This window comes from Roseateles asaccharophilus (assembly GCF_004362405.1).
Classification (GTDB): domain Bacteria; phylum Pseudomonadota; class Gammaproteobacteria; order Burkholderiales; family Burkholderiaceae_C; genus Kinneretia; species Kinneretia asaccharophila.
The window spans coordinates 1-18,565 of sequence record NZ_SNXE01000003.1; the positions used below are offsets into that span (position 1 = coordinate 1).

Sequence of the window (18,565 nt, forward strand, 5' to 3'; positions counted from 1 at the left end):
CGGTTGATGAAAAAGGCCCGGCGCGTTGACCTTGGGCTAACCCGCGAGCTGCATGCTCATAGGCATATCGGGTTTGGCGCACCGGCCGCGAAGACTTCAGACTTCACTCTTGTTGTTGGTCTTTGGGAAGATACAAGGCCTCGGCGGTGCTGATGTGAGCAAACTCATTGAACGCCCCCCAGGCAGGCCAGTCGTGGCCAAGCATTTAGTGCAGAGCCAAATGCTCCCCAAGCCATAAGTGCTATTGCCAGCGCAAAAAACGCCAACCGCGCCTTGATGCCCAATGAGACAAGCTCAGGCTCGTCTAGCGTTCTGAACTCACCGGTGAACAGATACCACTGCGCGGCCGCATAGCTCTTGTTCCCGTCGTCGGTGATCACACGACGTTGCCCTAGCGTGTGCCATAGCTCAGGATGCTGAGCCTCTAGATTCGTGAGGAAGCGGTGTTGCAGCACGACGTTGAGAGCGAAACAGCCGAGCAGCGGCACTAGAAGCAGAGTGGACCAAAACTCGGCTGAATTGCACATGAGAGGCCTAACGTTGAAGCTGAGCCGCGAGCGGCGGCCTGCCGACGCGAGTCGGATCGAGCGAGAGGTTAGGCCTCGCTCGGCCCTGGGTCACGGTGCGCAAGTTTTGCCCAAAGTCTGAACGTCTTCTCACATCTTCTCGCGAAAGCGGCGTGACCAGACGACGCGGATTCCAAAGCGGCGCGCCCAGTTGAAAACGACTGCACCAAGTAAGAAGGCGACCGTTGCCGCTATCGCTGCCCACTTAAGCCGGATCGGAATTTCAAGTGAGAAAACTCCGATGGACGCGATCGCCAGAACCCAGCACACGCTTTGAAGTGCAGCGTAGGCGCGGACTTCCTTGCTGCTGAGGTTGTCACGATTGGGTGGCATGTGAGGCCTAACGTGATATGTGGCGACAGGCGCTGCGCCCTAACCTTGGCGAGTGCCGTATAACCAAGCCCGGCATGGCGGATGCAAGCCCTTGAATCGCCATTGTTTTCTCCCTTTGCGGCTCGGTCGCAAGGGTACTAAAAACCCGACAAAAGCGGCAGCGGCTTACAAATGGGCTCGGCCGCGCGATACCGGCGGCCTTGGGTCAGGATCAACAGCGCGGGGGCTGGGTTGGACCCGAACGCTCGCTGCTCCGCCCTCAGCCCCGACGCCCACCAAAGCTCTGCAGCGCCTCGCCGGTGACGCGGCAGATGCGCCACTCGGGCAGCAGGGTGGCGCCCATGGTTTCGTAGAAGCGGATGGCGTCCTCGTTCCAGTCCAGCACGGTCCACTCGAAGCGGCCGTAGTCGCGCTCCAGCGCGATCTCGGCCAGACGGCTGAGCAGGGCGCGGCCCAGGCCGCTGCGGCGGTGAGCCGGTCGCACATACAGGTCTTCCAGGTACAGGCCGGGCTTGGCCAGGAAGGTGCTGAAGTTGGTGAAGAAGAGCGCAAAGGCCACGATCTCGCCCTCGACCTCGCCCACCAGGGCTTCGACCACCGGCCGCGCCCCGAAGAGGTGGGGATGCAGCTTCTCGGGGGTGATCTCCAGCAGGTGGCTCAGGTCCTCGAACTCGGCCAGCTCGCGGATCAGGCCGACGATGGCCTGCACATCGCGGGGCTCGGCGGGGCGCAGGGTGTATGGCGTTGCGGTGGTGCTCATGCGCCCATCATGCCGTTTTTCGGCAAGACCTGCCCCCGAACACACCCTGCCTGTCGCGGCACCGACAGCGCGCCGCCCCGGGCTCGACTAGAGTCTGCGCATGACGCCCCTGCCCGCCCCCTACCGGCCGCTGCGCCCCGCGCGCAGCGAATTCCTCAGCCTGCGCGGCCTGCGCCACCATCTGCTGCACTGGGGCACGGCGGCCCTGGCCACGCCCGAGCGCCCCACCCTGCTGATGCTGCACGGCTGGATGGACGTGGGCGCCTCCTTCCAGTTCGTGGTGGATGCGCTGGCGCAGGAGCGCCATGTGCTGGCCATGGATTGGCGCGGCTTCGGCCTGAGTGCCTGCAGCGGCGCCGACAGCTACTGGTTCCCCGACTATCTGGGGGATCTGGACGCCCTGCTGGACCAGATCGCCCCGGACGGTGCCCGCGTGGACCTGCTGGGCCACAGCATGGGCGGCAATGTGGTGATGAGCTATGCCGGCGTTCGCCCCCGGCGCATCCGCCGCCTGATCAATCTGGAAGGCTTCGGCCTGCCCGACGCCAGCCCCGAGCTGGCGCCCAGCCGCCTGGCCGAATGGCTGGACGATCTCAAGACCCCGCAGGCCCTCAAGCCTTACGACAGCCTGGCCGGCGTGGCCCAGCGCCTGATGAAGACCAACCCGCGCCTGAGCGTCGACAAGGCCGCCTGGCTGGCCGGCCACTGGGCGCGCGAGCAGGACGGGCCGGGGGGCAGCAAGACCTGGCACATCCTGGGCGACCCGGCGCACAAGCGCGTCAACCCCGTGCTCTACCGCCGCGCCGAGGCCCTGGCCTGCTGGCGCCGCATCGAGGCCCCGACGCTCTGGGTGGAGGGCGCGCTCACCGAGATGAGCCAATGGTGGGGCAATCGCTACCCCCGCGAGGATTTCGAGGCCAGGCTGGCCGAGGTGCCCACGCTGCAGCGCGCGCGCCTGGAGGGCGCCGCCCATATGCTGCACCACGACCAGCCCGAGGCCCTGGCCCGGCTGCTCGAAGCGTTTCTGGACGCCCCCTGAAGCCGGCCTCCCACTTCAGGGGGCCCTGACCCCAGGCCGGGCTCCGCTATCCTCGACGGCCCATCAAAAAAAGCAAGCATTCGACGAGGAAGAGGGGGCAGATGGCTACGCAGGGTTTTCAAGCAATCGCACAGGCGCGCCGGCTCTTGGTCGCCACCAGCATGGGACTGCTGGCCGCGCTGGCCGCGGCCCAGACCCAGACCCAGACAGCGCCGCCGCCGGTGGAGAGTTTCTTTCAACACCCGGCCGTGCTGCAGGCCAAGCTCTCGCCCTCGGGGCGCAGCCTGGCCATCAGCACGTCCAGGGGCGGTCAGCGGGTGGGCCTGGTGGTGCTGGAGCTGGACGCGGCCATACGCGCCAGGCGCGTGGCCGCTTTCAGCGACGCCGACATCACGCGCTTTGACTGGGTAGGGGAAGAGAGCCTGGTCTTCCAGGTGCACGATCTGCAGGCCGGCAGCGGCATGGACTATGAGCGGGCGCCCGGACTGTATTCGGTGCGCGCCGACGGCAGCCAGTTGCGCACCCTGGTCAAGCGACGCGGCCAGTTCGTTCGCGAAGCCAGTGGCGCCAGCCGGCGCGAACCGCTGGAGTGGAACCATGTCTTACTCAGCGTTCCCAGCAGCGGCCCCCTGGCAGGCGGCGCCGAGGTCCTCATCGGCGAGGGCATCATCAATCAGGGCCGCCGGGAGCATATCCGCCCCCTGTGGCTGGACACGAGCACGGGCCGCACCCGCAAGGCCGATCAGGGAAAGGATGCACCGGCCAGGGTCAGCCAGTGGTTGTTTGATCCGTCGGGCCGCGCGCGCTTTGCCGTGGAGCGACTCGAGGACAAGCTGCGCTACCACTGGCGAGACCTGGACCAGGGCTGGCAGCTGCTCGCGGAGGGAACGCTGCTGAAAATGCCCTACCAGCCTGTGCGAGTGGAGGATGACGGCACGCTCTACGTCACGCGCTCCCGCGGCCCCGAAGGCCATCAGGCCCTGTATCGCTATGACTTCAAGGCCGCTCAGGTGGAGCAGGAGCCGGTGGCCAGCACGCCGGGCTTTGACTTCGCGGGCGGCCTGATCAGCGATGCCGGCCAGACCCTGGGCCTGCGCGTGGCCACCGATGCCGAGACCACGGTCTGGTTCGCGCCGGCGATGCGCCGCTTCCAGGCCGAGATCGATGCCAGCCTGCCCGGCACCATCAACCACATCAGCTGCCGACGCTGCGGCGAGCCGGACATGGTGGCCCTGATCCACGCCTACTCCGACCGGGAGCCCGGGCGCTACTGGCTCTACCACGCGGCCTCCAAGCGGCTGCAGGCCGTCAGCACGGTGATCGACGGCGTGGACCCGCGTCAATCGGCCAGCGTGGACTTCCAGCGCATCAAGGCCCGGGATGGGCGGGATCTGCCCGTCTGGATCACCCTGCCGCGGGGCGTGGCACCAGGTCAGCCCGCACCCGCGGTCGTGATGGTCCACGGCGGCCCCTGGGTTCGCGGCGGACACTGGCGCTGGGAGGCCGAGGCCCAGTTTCTGGCCTCGCGTGGCTATCTGGTCATCAGCCCGGAGTTCCGCGGCAGCACCGGCTATGGCGAGGCCCATTTCCGCGCCGGCTGGAAGCAGTGGGGCCAGGCCATGCAGGACGATGTGGCCGATGCCCTGCTCTGGGCCCGCGCGCAGGGTCTGGCGGACCCGCAGCGCGCCTGCATCGCTGGCGCCAGCTATGGCGGCTACGCCACGCTGATGGGCCTGATCCGCCACCCCGAGCTCTACCGCTGCGGCATCGCCTGGGTGGCGGTGACGGATATGCAGCTGCTGCTGGAGGGCAGCAGCTGGGTCAGCGATGACGTGAACGACATCGCGCGACGCCATACCCTGCCCGAGATGATCGGCGATCTGAAGACGGATGCGGCCCTGCTGCGCGAGGTCTCGCCCGTGCTGCAGGCCGCGCGCATCAAGGCCCCGCTGATGCTGGCTTTTGGCAGCGAGGACCAGCGTGTGCCCCTGGCCCATGGTCTGCGCATGCGCGACGCGCTGCGTGCCGCCGGGCGGGAGCCGGAATGGATCGTCTACGCCGGTGAGGGCCATGGCTGGCGCAAGACCGAGAACCGGGTTGACTTCTACAAGCGCGTGGAGCGCTTCCTGGCCCAGCATCTGGGCCAGCCCTGAAGTCCGGGGCCGGGGGCGGCCCGGCGCGATTGCCTACAATCCGCCCCCCCATGAACATCACCGTACTTGATGAGCTGCGGGTCTATATCGACCCGCTGACCCCCGATGAATACGCCGCGCTGGAGCGCAGCATCCTGGCCGAAGGCTGCCGGGATGCGCTCGTGCTTTGGGGCGAGATTCTGGTGGATGGTCACAACCGCTACAGCATCTGCAGCAAGCATGGCCTGCCCTTCCAGACCGTGCAGAACACGCGCTTCCAGAGCATGGAAGACGTGCATCTGTGGATGATCGACCAGCATCTGGGCCGGCGCAGCGTGTCGGATTTCCAGCGCGGCGTGCTCGCCCTGCGCAAGAAGGAGATCCTGGAAAAGCGGCCCAAGCCCCTGCCCACGCCGGCGGCCGACGCCGCGGCGGCGGCGGCGGTGGACGCCCTCGCGCCGTCCGCCGCCCCGCCCGAACCCGAGCCGCGCCTGGCCAGCCGCGAGGCGATTGCCAAGGTGGCGCGCATCAGCAGCGCCACCGTGGCCCAGATCGAGAAGATCCAGAAGGCGGCTGCGCCCGAGCTGGTGGAGGCGGTGAAGACCGGTACGGTTTCGATCAGCGCGGCCGCCACCCTGGCCGCCCTGCCGCAGGAAGAGCAGCAGGCCGCCGTGGCCGGCGGCAAGAAGGAGTTGCGCGAGGCAGCCAAGCGGGTGCGCGAGTCCAAGAGCGGCAGCCGCAAGAAGGTCGATGCCGAGGGCAGCGAACTGGCCGAGACGCCCAGCACCGGCCCGGGCGCGGCAGTGGATGTGTCCGACCCCGCGCTGCTGCTGCAGCGCCAGGTCCAGGCGCTGCAAGAAGAGAACGCCCAGCTCAAGGCCCGTGTGGCCGAGCTGGAAGCCCAGTTGCTGGCGGCCACGCGCGGCTGAGGCCACGCGCGCCAAACGGCCAGTCGCTAGATTGGCCGATCAGCCGCCCAGCCAGCGGCGCTGGGCCGCCATATCCTGCAGGGCGCGAAGGCCGGCCGCCCGCCGCTGCACCAGGGCCGGCCACAGGGCCTGCAGCAGCTCCGCCGTGGCCAGGGCATCGGCACTGGCCTGGTGGCGCTGCAGGCAGGCAATGCCATGCGCATCCATGGCTTCGTCCAGGCTGCGGGGCCGGCCGGCGGGGTCCAGGGTCTGAACCACCGGCGCCAGGTCTATCCAGGGGTTGGGCAGTCGCATGCTCAGTTCGGCGCGCAGGGCGCGCTGGATCACGGCCTCGTCAAAGCCGATATGAAAGCCCAGCAGCGGCAGCTGGGGGCTGGGGCCCAGCCAGTCCACAAAGGCCTGCAGGCCGGCCGCACGGGGCACGCCCTGGCGCCGCGCTGCCAGGCCGATGCCGTGGATCAGCACATTGCGCTTGAACTCGGCATCGGGCTGTGCACGCCCCTCGCTGTGCAGCAGCAGCTCGAAGCTGTCGGCCAGCACGATGCGCGGCGGACGCTCGGGCTGCGTCGGGTCGTGCGCCAGGCCCAGGGCCGCAATGGCCAGCAGCTCGTCACGCGCCGCGTCCAGGCCCGTGGTCTCCATATCCAGCACCACCCAGCGCCGCGGCGCTTCGGCCTCGCTGCTGCCCAGGAGTCGCTTGAACGAATCGATCCAGCTCATCGCAGCCAGTCCAGCTCAAGCCGCTGCTGCAGGCGGCGCGCCACGCGCAGGCTTTCCTTGAGCATGCGGCGGTCGATGTCATTGAGCCGGGCCGGGTCGAGGCGATTGGGGTTCTCGCCGGACTCGCCGCCCGCCTCCATCTGGCGCCGCAGGCGCAGCAGCTGCAGAAACTCGAAGGCACTGGACCAGGCCTCGCTCTCGGTGGCCGAGCTCTGCAGCAAGGGCGCCGCGGCCTCAAAGCGCGCCCGGGTGCCGGTGGCCGCCAGGCCGTGGGCCAGGGCAAACAGCCGGGCCACATCCACAAAGATGGCCGTGCCCTGGAGCTTGAGGTCGAGCTGACCGTCTTCGCCCGTGTCCAGGGCCCCCAGCCAGTTCAGCGGCGCGCGGTTGCGCAGCGCGTTCTCGGCCAGCTGGCGCATGAAGCGCGGCTGGCGTGCGGCATGGCCTTGCAACAGAGCCTGCAGCGGGCGGGCCAGCTCGGCGTGGCCGGCGATGGGGCGCAGGTCAAAGAAGATGCTGGCCTTGAGCAGGTCCTCGGGGGCACCGTGTTCGATCCAGTCACTGAAGGCCTCCAGCCACTCCTGCTGGCTCAGGCAGCAGGCCTCGCGGCCGGCCATGATGCCGCCCTTGCACAAGGGGTAGCCGCACTCGTCGAGCGCGGCATTGACGGCCTGGCCCAGGGCCAGCCAGCGCGCGCGCTCCGAGGGCGGGCCGTCGAAGACGATGCCATTGTCCTGGTCGGTGGCGATGGTCTGCTCGCCGCGCCCCTCGGAGCCAAAGGCCAGCCAGGCAAAGCGCTGCGGGTCCAGACCCTGAGCCTGGGCCAGGATTTGCACCAGGCGCTCGGCCAGCACATCGTTGAGGTGGGAGATCAGCTCGGTGAGCTGGCGCGCCGCCACACCCTGGGCCATCAGGCTGCGGGCAAAGCGCCGGATGTCCTGGGCCACGATGCGCAAAGTGGCCACATCCCGCGCGGCCCGTATGGCGCTGCTGACCTGCTTGAGCGAGAGGCGCTGCAGGGCGAAGAGGTCGCGCTCCGACACCAGGCCCACCACGCGCCCCTGGTCCAGCACCGGCACATGGCGTATGCCGTGGCGCGACATCAGCAGGGCCGCATCCTGGGCCCGGTCTTCCAGACGCAGGGCGCGCAGGGGCTGGCTCATCACGGCCTCAATGGGCGTGTCCAGCGAGAGCTCGGGCAGGGTCACCCGGTCCAGCACATCGTGACGGGTCAGGATGCCCAGCGGCGCCTGCTGCGCGTCCAGCACCAGGACCGAGCCGATGCGCCGCTCATGCATCAGGGTCAGGGCCTGGCGCAGCGGCGTGCCCGGCGGCACGCCCACGGGCGCGGCGCGCTGGGCCAGCAACTCGCCCAGCGGCGTCTCCAGCGATTGCTCGGCCAGGGTCTGCGAGGCATAGCTCACCTGCAGGGCGCGGCGCGAGAGCGCCAGAAACTGGGCCACGCGCTGGTTCAGAAAGTCGGCAAAGGGCGCACTGCTGCGCGCCAGGGCCTGCACCTGCGCCGCCGGCACCAGCAGACAGAACACATCGCCCTGGGCCTGGTACTGGGCGGTGACGGCCCGGGCGCCCAGCAAGGCCCCGATGGGAAAACACTCGCCGGCTTCGTAATGCAGGCCGCCGGTGGCCTCGGCAATGCCGCGCCGCGCGCTCACCGCGCCGCGGCGTATGTAGAAGAGCCGCTCCACGGGCCCCTGCTCGGGCGCCAGCAGCAGCTCGCCGGGTGCGTAATAGGCTTGCTCGGCCTGGGCCAGGAACTGCCGCACATGGGCCGGCTCCATCTGCGCGAAGGGCGGATGCTGCTGCAGTTCGGCCTGCAGCTGGCCCAGCAGCTGCTCGGCCGGCGTAAGGGGTCGTTGACTCATGGTGCGGCGTGCCTCAGAAAACAAAAAGCCCCGCGGCAGCTTGCCGCGGGGCAGGTCTCAGTTCAAGACCGGGTTGACCCGACTCAGGCCTTGCCCAGCTTCAGGTCGGGGTAGCGCACATGCTCGACCAGCTCCTGCGTCTCCTTCTTGGGAGGCGGCGTCAGCAGGCTGACGATGATGATGGTCGCAAAGCCCAGGGGCACGCCGAAGATGCCGGCGCTGATGGGCAGGATGCCATACCAGAGCTCGACCGGCGAGGTCACGCCGAACACGCCGCGCAGCCAGGGCTGGGTGGTCACCATGTAGTAGAAGGTGATGCCCAGACCGGCGACGATGCCGGCACTGGCCCCCCATTTGTTGGCACGCTTCCAGAACACCCCCAGCACCAGGGCCGGGAAGAAGGCAGCGGCCGCGAAGGAGAACGCAGCGGAGACCAGGAACAGGATGTCGGCCGGCTTCTGCGCCGCGACATAAGCCGCAGCCAGGGCCACCACCAGCAGCAGGATCTTGGAGATCGTGACGCGGCGGGCGGTCGAAGCGTTCGGGTCGATCATCTTGTAGTAGACGTCGTGCGACAGCGCGTTGGCGATGGTCAGCAGCAGGCCGTCCGCGGTGGACAGCGCCGCAGCCAGACCACCGGCCGCCACCATGCCCGAGATCACGTACGGCAGGCCGCCGATCTCCGGTGTGGCCAGCACGATGATGTCGCCACCGATCCGCATCTCGCCGAGCTGGAAGATGCCGTCCTTGTTGACGTCGGCCACCGCGAGCAGGGCCGGGTCCACCTTGGCCCAGTTGGCAATCCAGGCCGGTAGCTGATCAAAGGGCGTGCCCACCAGCACATTGAAGACCTCGTACTTGACCAGCACCGCCAGGGCCGGCGCCGAGAAGTACAGCAGGAAGATGAAGAACAGGCTCCAGGTCACCGACTCGCGCGCTTCCTTGACGGAGGGCGTGGTGTAGTAGCGCATCAGGATGTGCGGCAGCGCGGCCGTACCCACCATCAGGCAGAACACCAGGGCCAGGAAGTTGCGACGGGACTCGTCGTAGGTCTTCTGTGCCTTGGCGTCGCCGTTCGGGTCGCCGGCAAACTGCTGTGCATGCGAGGGCATGCCGGCCAGCGGCCTGGCGCGATCCGCATTGGACTTCTGCGCCGCGGCCCAGACCTTCTTGGCCTCGTCCTCGTCCTTGGGCACAGCCGCCAGGGCCTTCTCGGCCGCGGCAATCTGGTCGGCCGGCGCATTGGCAGCCTTCAGGTCGGCCACCTTCTGCGTGGCAGCTGCCCTGTCGGCAGCCAGCGCGGCCGGCACGTCCTTGAGCTTGGCCTCGAATTCAGCCGCGCGAGCCTTGAAGATCGCAATGACCTCCTGCTCCTTGGGATCGGCCTTGAGCTTCTTCTCGGCCTCGGTGACCTTCTGCAGCTGATAGCCGTAGATGGCTTGCGGGACGGGAACGCCGGTCTGCTTCACCGACAGCCACACCACCGGGATCATGTAGGCAATGATCAGGATGATGTACTGCGCCACCTGGGTCCAGGTGACGGCACGCATGCCGCCCAGGAAGGAGCAGACCAGGATGCCCGCCAGACCGACGAAGACGCCGATCTCGAAGGCCAGGCCCGACAGACGCGCGGTGATCAGGCCCACACCGTAGATCTGCGCCACCACATAGACGAAGGAGCACAGGATGGCCGCCGCCACACCCAGGATGCGCGGCAGATTGCCCTCATAGCGCGCGCCCAGGAAGTCGGGAATGGTGAACTGGCCGAACTTGCGCAGGTAAGGCGCCAGAAACAGCGCCACCAGGCAGTAGCCGCCGGTCCAGCCCATGATGAAGGCCAGACCGCCGTAGCCCGTCAGGTAGAGCGTGCCGGCCATGCCGATGAAGGAGGCGGCCGACATCCAGTCCGCACCGGTCGCCATGCCGTTGTAGACCGCCGGCACGCGACGGCCGGCCACGTAGTACTCGCTGGCGTCGGAGGTGCGGCTCATAAAGCCGATGCCCGCATAGAGCAGCACCGTGGCAACCAGGAAGATGAAGCCGATCCACTGCCGCGGCAGACCCATCTGCTCCAGGATGGCCAGCGCCACGATGAAGATGAAGAAGCCGCCTGTGTACCAGGCATAGACCTTGTTCAGCTGCTTCTTGAAGGCCGCGTTGGCGGCCTTGTTGATGGGGCCTTCGCCGCCCAAGGAAGGTGTTGCGCCTGCCATATCAGACCTCCTCTTCGGCAACGCCGTGTTCCTGGTCCAGGCGGTTCATGTACCGCGCATAAAACCAGATGATCAGGCAGTACACGATCAAGGCACCCTGGGATCCAACCCAGAAGCTGAACGGCCAGCCAAAAAAGGTGAAGCTCAGGTCACGGGCAAAAAAGCCCACGACGAAGGTCACCACGAACCAGATCGCCAGCAGAACTGCGGTGATCCGCAGGTTCTTCTGCCAGTACTGGCGGTGTCTTTCGGTCAATTGCATCGCTGTCGTCTCCTTCATGTCACGAGAAGGCCGTCACCCTCTGCGGGATGTCGGGCACCGATAGCTCACCCCATGCGCCAACAGCGCGCATGCTGCGCGGGTGAACCGCTGGACCTCAGGCGAGCAGTCCGGTCTCGCGCTCAAGCTGAGCGGCGACCTTGGGCTCGAACCCCTTGAGGTGGGCGATGATTCGCCGCGCCTCTTCGGGTTTCTGACGGTCCACATGAACCCGCGCCAGCTGATACCAGCCGTAGGGGCTCATGGGTTGCAGTTCGGTGTTGCGCTTCAGAGCGGCGACCGCCTCCTCGAAACGCTGCATGCGGATCAGACACAGCCCAAGCCCGTACCAGGCACGGTCCAGCTTGGCATCGAGCTCGACAGCCTGGCGGAAGGCGGCTTCCGCCTCCTCAAACTGCCCCTCGGCTTCCAGCAGATACGCCAGATTGAACCAGTCACCGGCACTGCGCCGCGGATGACTCGCGACCAGGGATTTCAGATCCTGGATCGCCTCGGCCCTGGCGCCCCGCGATGAGCGCAGATGGGCGCGACTGGCCAGCGCGTAGGCATCACCGGGCCAGCGCTCCAACATCTCGTCGAAGATCTGCTCGGCCAACTCGCGCTGAGCGAAGACCAGCGCCGTCAGCGCCTTGAACTTGAGCAGCTGGTAGCGCCAGGTCCGGGGGGCGCTGGGCGTGGTCTCTACTGGCATTGCGCAACTCCGATCTGAAGGCACAGACTGATCTTGGTAATCGTCACCACCAGCCACAGACTCAGCAGCAGCAGGAAGGTGGCCAGCGGAATGTGCCTGTCCAGCACCACACGCGGGCTGATCAGGCGGGTCAGGCGGGTGAACGGGCGCGTCAGGATGGCCAGCAGCTGATAGAAGAAGTTCTGCTCTCGCCTTGCCCCCGCCAGCAGGCCCAGCAGCCACTGGCCGACCATGGCAAGCAAGGCGATCTCAGCGATCAGTTTTAAGGCGGATGTCAGCAAAAGCATGAGCGATTCCCGTTTGGGCGTACTGTGGATCAAAGCCGCTTACTGATTTCTGACAAAGACCCGCCTCCCTGGGCTGGCCCCACTATCGATAACCCTCGACCCCAGGCGCATGAACCCGCACCCAGATGGCGCCAGGGGGCCATGTCAAAATACGCCCCGCATGAGCTTGGGAGCCGTTCCGGTTCCGCTCCGCCACAACAAACGCATATGGACATCGAACGCATCAACGCGATCGGTACGACCCTCGCCGATCTGACAGCGCGTACCGACGCGCTAAGGGGGTATCTTTGACTACGACCGCAAAGCACTGCGACTGAACGAGGTCAACGCCGCGCTGGAAAACCCCAAGGTCTGGGACGAGCCCAAGCGGGCTCAGGAGCTGGGCAAGGAAAAGCGCTCGCTGGAGACCGTGGTCCAGACCATCGACCACCTGACCAGCAATCTGGCCGACAACACCGAGCTCTACGAGATGAGCAAGGCCGAAGACGACTTCGACGGCCTGGAAGCCATCGAGGCCGACGCCGCCAAACTGCAGGAGACGGTGGAGCAGCTGGAATTCCGCCGGATGTTCAACAACCCGGCCGACCCGCTGAACTGCTTCATCGACATCCAGGCCGGTGCCGGCGGCACCGAGGCCAATGACTGGGCCGGCATGCTGCTGCGCCAGTACCTGAAGTACTGCGAGCGCAAGGGCTTCAAGGCCACGCTGGAAGACGAGACGGCCGGCGATGTGGCCGGCATCAAGAGCGCCACCATCAAGGTGGAGGGCGAGTACGCCTTCGGCCTGCTGCGCACCGAGACCGGCGTGCATCGCCTGGTGCGCAAGAGCCCCTTCGACAGCTCGGGCGGCCGCCACACCAGCTTTGCCTCGCTCTTCGTCTACCCCGAGGTCGATGACTCGATCGAGATCGAGATCAACCCCGCCGATGTGCGCACCGACACCTACCGCGCCAGCGGTGCCGGCGGTCAGCACATCAACAAGACCGACTCGGCGGTGCGTCTCACGCACATCCCGACCGGCATCGTGGTGCAGTGCCAGGACGGCCGCAGCCAGCACAGCAACCGCGACACGGCCTGGAAGCGCCTGCGTTCGCGCCTGTACGACCACGAGATGCGCAAGCGCATGGAAGCCCAGCAGAAGCTGGAGGACACCAAGACCGATGTGGGCTGGGGTCACCAGATCCGCAGCTATGTGCTGGACCAGAGCCGCATCAAGGATCTGCGCACCAACTACGAGACCTCGGCCACCCAGAAGGTGCTGGACGGCGATCTCGACCAGTTCATCACCGCCAGCCTGAAACAAGGCGTCTGAATCTCTACGTAGAGACGACACCCCGGGGCCACAAGCCCCGGGGCGACCACAACACACAAGGATGCCCGCCATGATGCGTGAAGGCACTGCCACCCTGATCCGCCGCGAAGACTATGCGGCGCCCGCGTTCTGGATCCGCACGGTCGACCTGAGCTTCGACCTGGACCCCGCCAAGACCCTGGTCACCAGCAAGATGCAGGTGGAGCGCAACACCGCCGTGGCCCATGGCCCGCTGGTGTTGCACGGCGAGGAGCTGAACCTGCTGCGCGTGCTGATCAATGGCGAGAGCGTGTCCTTCCGCCAGGACGGCCATCTGCTGATCATCGAGGGCGCGCCGGATGCCGACTTCGCGCTCGAGATCCGCAACACCTGCGCCCCCGAGAAGAACACCGCCCTGTCTGGCCTCTACACCTCGGGTGGCGGCTTCTTCACACAGTGCGAGGCCGAGGGCTTCCGCCGCATCACCTATTTCCTGGACCGCCCGGACGTGATGGCGGTCTACACCGTCACCCTGCGCGCCGACAAGAAGAAGTACCCGGTGCTGCTGTCCAACGGCAATCTGCTGGAGACGGGTGAGCTGGACAACGGCCGCCACTTCGCCAAGTGGCACGACCCCTTCCCCAAGCCCAGCTATCTCTTCGCCCTGGTGGCGGCCGATCTGGTGGCGCGCGAGCAGCGCGTGAAGAGCCGCTCGGGCAAGGACCATCTGCTGCAGGTCTATGTGCGCCGCGGCGACCTGGAGAAGACCGAGCATGCGATGAACTCCCTGATCGCCTCCCTGGTCTGGGACGAGGCCCGCTTCGGCCTGCCCCTGGACCTGGAGCGCTTCATGGTGGTCGGCGTGTCCGACTTCAATATGGGCGCGATGGAGAACAAGGGCCTGAACATCTTCAACACCAGCGCCCTGCTCGCCTCGCCCGCCACCGCCACCGATGCCGACTTCTCGCGCATCGAGTCCATCGTGGCCCACGAGTACTTCCACAACTGGACCGGCAACCGCGTCACCTGCCGCGACTGGTTCCAGCTCTCGCTCAAGGAAGGCTTGACCGTCTTCCGCGACCAGGAGTTCTCCATGGACATGGCCGGCACGCCGAGCGCCCGCGCCGTGTGCCGCATCCAGGACGTGCGCTCCCTGCGCGCCATGCAGTTCCCCGAGGACGGCGGCGCCATGGCCCACCCGGTGCGCCCGGACCAGTACGTCGAGATCAACAACTTCTACACCGCCACGGTCTACGAGAAGGGCTCGGAAGTCGTGCGCATGTACCAGACCCTGGTCGGCCGCGCGGGCTTCGAGGCCGGCATGAAGCTCTACTTCGAGCGCCATGACGGCCAGGCCGTGACCTGCGACGACTTTGCGGCCGCCATCGCCGATGCCAACCCCGGCTCGGCCCTCGCCTCGCGTCTGGACGCCTTCAAGCGCTGGTACTCGCAGCCCGGCACGCCGCGCGTGCAGGCCCGCGGCCACTACGACGCCGCCACCCAGACCTACACCCTGACCCTGAGCCAGAGCAACAAGGGCCAGGCCCCGCAGGTGATCCCGGTGGTGACCGGCCTGGTCGGCCATGACGGCACGGCCCTGGCCGAGCAGCTGCTGGTGCTGGATGCGGCCGAGCAGAGCTTCACTTTCGAGAACATCGCGGCCGAGCCCGTGCCCTCCCTGCTGCGCGGCTTCTCGGCCCCGGTGCTGCTGGACGATGGCCTGAGCGACGCCGAGCTGCTGGTGCTGCTCAAGCACGATGCCGACGCATTCAACCGCTGGGAAGCCAGCCAGCGCCTGGCGCTGAACCGCATCCTGGCCGCGGTGCGCGCCGGCCAGCCCCTGGTGCTGGACGCCGCCTATGTGGAGGCCATGCGCAGCGTGCTGCGCCACCCCGAGCTGGACGCCGCCTTCAAGGAGCTGGCCCTGACCCTGCCGGGCGAGGCCTATATCGCCGAGCAGCTGGAGGTGGTGGACCCGCAGGCCATCCATGCCGCGGTGGAAGCCGCCCAGATCCAGCTGGCCCAGGCCCTGCGCGAGGACTGGATCGCCGCCTTCGAGGCCAACCAGATCCAGGGCGGCTACACGCCGGACCCGGTGTCCGCTGGCCGCCGCGCCCTGGCCAATCTGGCCCTGTCCATGCTGGTGCTGGACGCCCAGCGCAGCGGCGACACCGTGTGGCCCGGCCGCGCCTACCAGCGCTTCAAGGACGCCACCAATATGACCGACCGCCTGGGCGCCCTGGCCGCCCTGGTGAACGCCCATGCCGAGCTGGCCGAGAGCGCGCTGAGCCGCTTCCATGCCCAGTTCAAGGGTGAGCCCCTGGTCATCGACAAGTGGTTCGCGCTGCAGGCCCGCGCCCCCGAGCGCGAGGGCAAGAGCTTCGCCCGCGTCAAGCAGCTGGCCATGCACGCGGACTTCAGCCTCAAGAACCCCAACCGCGCGCGCAGCCTGATCTTCTCGCTGGCCCTGTTCAACCCGGCCGCCTTCCACCGCGCCGATGCCGCAGGCTATGTGTTCTGGGCCGACCAGGTGCTGGCCCTGGACGGCATCAACCCGCAGGTGGCCGGCCGCCTGGCCCGCGCCATGGACCGCTGGACCACGCTGGCCGAGCCCTACCGCAGCGCCGCCCGCGAAGCCATCGCCCGCGTCGCCGCCAAGGCCGAGCTGAGCAACGACGTGCGCGAGATCATCGAACGCCAACTCGCTTCCGGAGCTTGATCCCATGAGCAGCAAACGCATCAGCCTGACCCAGTACCTTGTCGAGCAGCAGCGCGAACACGGCCACATCCCCGGCCAGCTGCGCCTCTTGATCGAGGTGGTGGCCCGCGCCTGCAAGCGCATCGCCATCCAGGTCAACAAGGGCGAGCTCGGCGATGTGCTGGGAACGGCCGGCTCGGAGAACGTGCAGGGCGAGGTCCAGAAGAAGCTGGACATCATCGCCAACGAGGTGCTGATCGAGGCCAATGAGTGGGGCGGCCACCTGGCCGCCATGGGCAGCGAGGAGATGGACAGCATCCATGTGGTGCCCAACCGCTACCCGCAGGGCGAGTACCTGCTGCTGTTCGACCCGCTCGACGGCTCCTCCAATATCGACGTCAACGTCTCCATCGGCACCATCTTCTCGGTGCTGCGCAAGGTCAACAACCAGCGCGGCATCAGCGAGGAGGACTTCCTGCAGCCCGGCAAGCAGCAGGCCGCGGCCGGCTACTGCATCTACGGCCCGCAGACTACCCTGGTGCTCACCGTGGGCGATGGCGTGGCCATGTTCACCCTGGACCGCGAGCAGGGCTCCTGGGTGCTGACGCAGGAGAACGTGCAGATCCCGGCAGACACCAAGGAGTTCGCCATCAATATGTCGAATATGCGCCATTGGGACGCCCCGGTGAAGCGCTATATCGACGAATGCCTGGCCGGCAAGGAAGGCCCGCGCGGAAAGGACTTCAATATGCGCTGGATCGCCTCCATGGTGGCCGATGTGCATCGCATCCTGACCCGTGGCGGCATCTTCATGTACCCCTGGGACAAGCGCGAGCCCGAGAAGGCCGGCAAGCTGCGCCTGATGTACGAGGCCAATCCCATGGGCTTTCTGGTCGAGCAGGCCGGCGGCATGGTGACCAATGGCCGCCAGCGCATCCTGGACCTGCAGCCCACCAAGCTGCACGAGCGCGTGGCCGTGGTGCTGGGCTCCAAGAACGAGGTGGAGCGCGTGACCTGTTACCACCTGGAAGCCGACAAGCAGGCTTGACTTCACCCCCTTGCAGCCCACTATAATCGCGGGCTCACGCCGGTGTAGCTCAGTTGGTAGAGCAGCGCATTCGTAATGCGAAGGTCGGGGGTTCGACTCCTCTCACCGGCACCAATGAAATCAAGGGGTTGGCACCGCAAGGCGCCAACCCCTTGTGCTTTCCGGGTGGCCGTATCGCCATCAGCAAGGAATCGCAGACCTCCCGAGAGGATCCGGCAGAACGCGCGTCATCAAAGGCATAGGCTCCTGAGCGGACTGGGGGTTTGTTGGCAGGAAGAACCGTCACGACGCCCTGACTATGATGCGCGCCGGAGATGCCATGAAATCCCTCAAAGACCTGTTGCTGGCGCGCCGACTCTGGCATGCGCTGCTGATCCTGCTGCTGCTGGTGATCAGCTATCTGGCCCTGTCCCCGGCCCCGCCCAAGACCCTGGACAGTGGCTGGGACAAGCTCAACCATCTGGCCGCCTTCGGCTGCCTGGCTTTTTGCGCCTTCTATGGCGCGGGCCATGCCCGCGGTCGCTGGCTGCTCGCGCCCCTGGCCCTGCTGGGCTATGGCGTGCTGATCGAGCTGCTGCAGGCCCAGCTGCCGCCGCGCAGCGCCGATGCCGCCGATGTGCTGGCCGACAGCCTGGGCATTGCCCTGGGCCTGCTCCTTGCTGCCGCCCTGAGCCGCCTGCTGCGGCTGCCGCTCACTCGATCTTGACGCCGCCGCGCGCCCGGGCGGCAAAGAAGCGCTCCATGCGCGGCCGTTCACGCGCTGCCTCCGAGGGGGTGAGCCAGCGCTCGTACAAGCGCGCCACCTCGGGCTGGGCCGCCACCTCGCGCAAGGCCTTGTCCAGGTCCGCCATCACGGCCCGACCCCAGGCATTGCGGTTGCACGAGAAATAGCCCACCGGCGGCTCGCCCGCCTCCACGATGGGCAGGCTCACCAGGGGGGCCTCACGGCCCGGCCGCTGCTGGGCCAGATGATGGGCCAGCACCATGGGGTACTCCAGGCTGAAGTCCATGCGACCGGCCTCCAGCATGTTCAGCAGATTGCCGGCCTTGGGGGCCGCGATGGCGCGGACATTGGGGGCTTGGCGCAGCAAAGGTTCGAGTTCCGGCCCGTAATGGCGCTTGCTCAGGATCAGACCCTGCAGCTCCGGGGCCTGGCGGAACAGCGTGCGCAGCGAAACCCCGGCGGTGGGCAGGTCCAGCGCGGCCACGCGTGAGCGCTGCATGACCAGATGTTGCTGCACCGTCGGCATGGCCGGCGTGAAGTAGCGGTCCTGCAGACGTTCGGGTGTGCGCATGGAACTGGCCGAGCACAGACCCAAGCCCGCCTTGCGCTCCAGCTCCGCACGGGCCCCCGTCAGCATGACAAACCGGTGCTCATACTGCGGCAAGCGCTGCAGCACGCGGCGCAAGAAGCCGTCGATCACGCCCTCTCCCAGCGCTTCCATACTGGCCGGGGGCTGGCCATCGCTGAGCAAGTAAAAGGGCGGCCAGTCCACCAGGTTCCAGGTGATCACGCGCTCGGGCAAGGCCGTGCTCAGCTGGGCCTGCGCCCGATCGGGCTGCAACGCAGCGAATAGCAGGCACAGGGCCGGGATCAGGGCAAGCAGTCGATGCACGGAAGCCAAGGAAGTGGACAAGACGCGGAACCCCAAGGAAAGCCGAGCGTTCGGACCATGCTCGAGCAGGCCCGTGAGT

16 protein-coding genes and 1 tRNA gene are annotated in these 18,565 nt (G+C 67.2%); 8 read left to right on the plus strand and 9 right to left on the minus strand.

All coding sequences use genetic code 11. The annotated features are described in order from the left end of the window. Window positions 1-656 precede the first annotated feature (656 nt). Complete coding sequence (locus DFR39_RS07795) at window positions 657-899, minus strand: hypothetical protein (protein WP_133603006.1); 243 nt, start codon at window positions 897-899, stop codon at window positions 657-659. A gap of 259 nt (window positions 900-1,158) precedes the next feature. Continuing rightward, a complete protein-coding gene (locus DFR39_RS07800; RefSeq protein WP_133603007.1) occupies window positions 1,159-1,659 on the minus strand; it encodes a GNAT family N-acetyltransferase in 501 nt (166 codons plus the stop codon). 100 nt (window positions 1,660-1,759) lie between these two features. Between DFR39_RS07800 and DFR39_RS07805 the strand changes: the two genes are divergently transcribed. The 3 genes from DFR39_RS07805 (at window position 1,760) to DFR39_RS07815 (ending at window position 5,759) form a co-directional block, all read left to right on the plus strand. Then, window positions 1,760-2,698: an alpha/beta fold hydrolase gene (locus tag DFR39_RS07805; RefSeq protein WP_133603008.1), complete on the plus strand. Its 939-nt coding sequence runs from the start codon at window positions 1,760-1,762 to the stop codon at window positions 2,696-2,698. Window positions 2,699-2,844: 146 nt separating this feature from the next. Then, complete coding sequence (locus tag DFR39_RS07810) at window positions 2,845-4,851, plus strand: alpha/beta hydrolase family protein (protein WP_162849455.1); 2,007 nt, start codon at window positions 2,845-2,847, stop codon at window positions 4,849-4,851. A 50-nt stretch (window positions 4,852-4,901) separates the two neighbouring features. Beyond that, window positions 4,902-5,759, plus strand: a complete 858-nt coding sequence (locus tag DFR39_RS07815; protein WP_133603010.1) for a ParB N-terminal domain-containing protein — start codon at window positions 4,902-4,904, stop codon at window positions 5,757-5,759. Between the two features lie 39 nt (window positions 5,760-5,798). On the opposite strand, the gene DFR39_RS07820 is transcribed toward DFR39_RS07815, so the two are convergent. The 6 genes from DFR39_RS07820 to DFR39_RS07845 form a co-directional block, all read right to left on the minus strand. Next, window positions 5,799-6,479 (minus strand): 3'-5' exonuclease, encoded by a 681-nt coding sequence (locus DFR39_RS07820; protein ID WP_133603011.1) that lies wholly within the window; start codon window positions 6,477-6,479, stop codon window positions 5,799-5,801. Beyond that, the gene (locus tag DFR39_RS20365) at window positions 6,476-8,362 is read right to left on the minus strand and encodes a DUF294 nucleotidyltransferase-like domain-containing protein (RefSeq protein WP_133603012.1); all 1,887 of its coding nucleotides are present in this window, start codon (window positions 8,360-8,362) and stop codon (window positions 6,476-6,478) included. The genes DFR39_RS07820 and DFR39_RS20365 overlap by 4 nt, the downstream gene beginning before the upstream one ends. Before the next feature lie 83 nt (window positions 8,363-8,445). Further along, window positions 8,446-10,575 (minus strand): sodium:solute symporter family protein, encoded by a 2,130-nt coding sequence (locus DFR39_RS07830; RefSeq protein ID WP_133603013.1) that lies wholly within the window; start codon window positions 10,573-10,575, stop codon window positions 8,446-8,448. Window position 10,576: 1 nt separating this feature from the next. Continuing rightward, on the minus strand, window positions 10,577-10,837 hold the full coding sequence (locus tag DFR39_RS07835; RefSeq protein ID WP_133603014.1) for a DUF4212 domain-containing protein: 261 nt from the start codon (window positions 10,835-10,837) through the stop codon (window positions 10,577-10,579). A 115-nt stretch (window positions 10,838-10,952) separates the two neighbouring features. Then, window positions 10,953-11,546 carry a tetratricopeptide repeat protein gene (locus tag DFR39_RS07840; RefSeq protein ID WP_133603015.1) on the minus strand — a complete coding sequence of 198 codons (594 nt, stop codon included), beginning with the start codon at window positions 11,544-11,546 and terminating at the stop codon, window positions 10,953-10,955. Then, on the minus strand, window positions 11,537-11,779 hold the full coding sequence (locus DFR39_RS07845) for a hypothetical protein (RefSeq protein WP_246030772.1): 243 nt from the start codon (window positions 11,777-11,779) through the stop codon (window positions 11,537-11,539). The genes DFR39_RS07840 and DFR39_RS07845 overlap by 10 nt, the downstream gene beginning before the upstream one ends. A 261-nt stretch (window positions 11,780-12,040) precedes the next feature. Between DFR39_RS07845 and prfB the strand changes: the two genes are divergently transcribed. From prfB to DFR39_RS07870, 5 genes are all read left to right on the plus strand, one after another. Continuing rightward, a protein-coding gene (prfB, locus tag DFR39_RS07850) for a peptide chain release factor 2 (protein WP_133603016.1) occupies window positions 12,041-13,145 on the plus strand; the annotation gives its coding sequence in 2 pieces (ribosomal slippage) (window positions 12,041-12,121 and window positions 12,123-13,145; 1,104 coding nt in all). Window positions 13,146-13,218: 73 nt separating this feature from the next. Beyond that, window positions 13,219-15,843, plus strand: coding sequence for an aminopeptidase N (gene pepN / locus DFR39_RS07855; RefSeq protein ID WP_133603413.1), 2,625 nt, complete (start codon window positions 13,219-13,221; stop codon window positions 15,841-15,843). A gap of 4 nt (window positions 15,844-15,847) precedes the next feature. Beyond that, window positions 15,848-16,870: a class 1 fructose-bisphosphatase gene (locus DFR39_RS07860; RefSeq protein ID WP_133603017.1), complete on the plus strand. Its 1,023-nt coding sequence runs from the start codon at window positions 15,848-15,850 to the stop codon at window positions 16,868-16,870. Window positions 16,871-16,908: 38 nt separating this feature from the next. Then, window positions 16,909-16,984, plus strand: a tRNA-Thr gene (locus DFR39_RS07865). Window positions 16,985-17,189: 205 nt separating this feature from the next. Further along, window positions 17,190-17,576: a VanZ family protein gene (locus DFR39_RS07870; protein ID WP_133603018.1), complete on the plus strand. Its 387-nt coding sequence runs from the start codon at window positions 17,190-17,192 to the stop codon at window positions 17,574-17,576. Here DFR39_RS07870 and DFR39_RS07875 read toward each other — a convergent pair. Further along, window positions 17,563-18,486 carry a TIGR02285 family protein gene (locus DFR39_RS07875; RefSeq protein ID WP_162849456.1) on the minus strand — a complete coding sequence of 308 codons (924 nt, stop codon included), beginning with the start codon at window positions 18,484-18,486 and terminating at the stop codon, window positions 17,563-17,565. The two genes, DFR39_RS07870 and DFR39_RS07875, sit on opposite strands and share 14 nt — an antisense overlap. Between the last annotated feature and the right edge of the window lie 79 nt (window positions 18,487-18,565).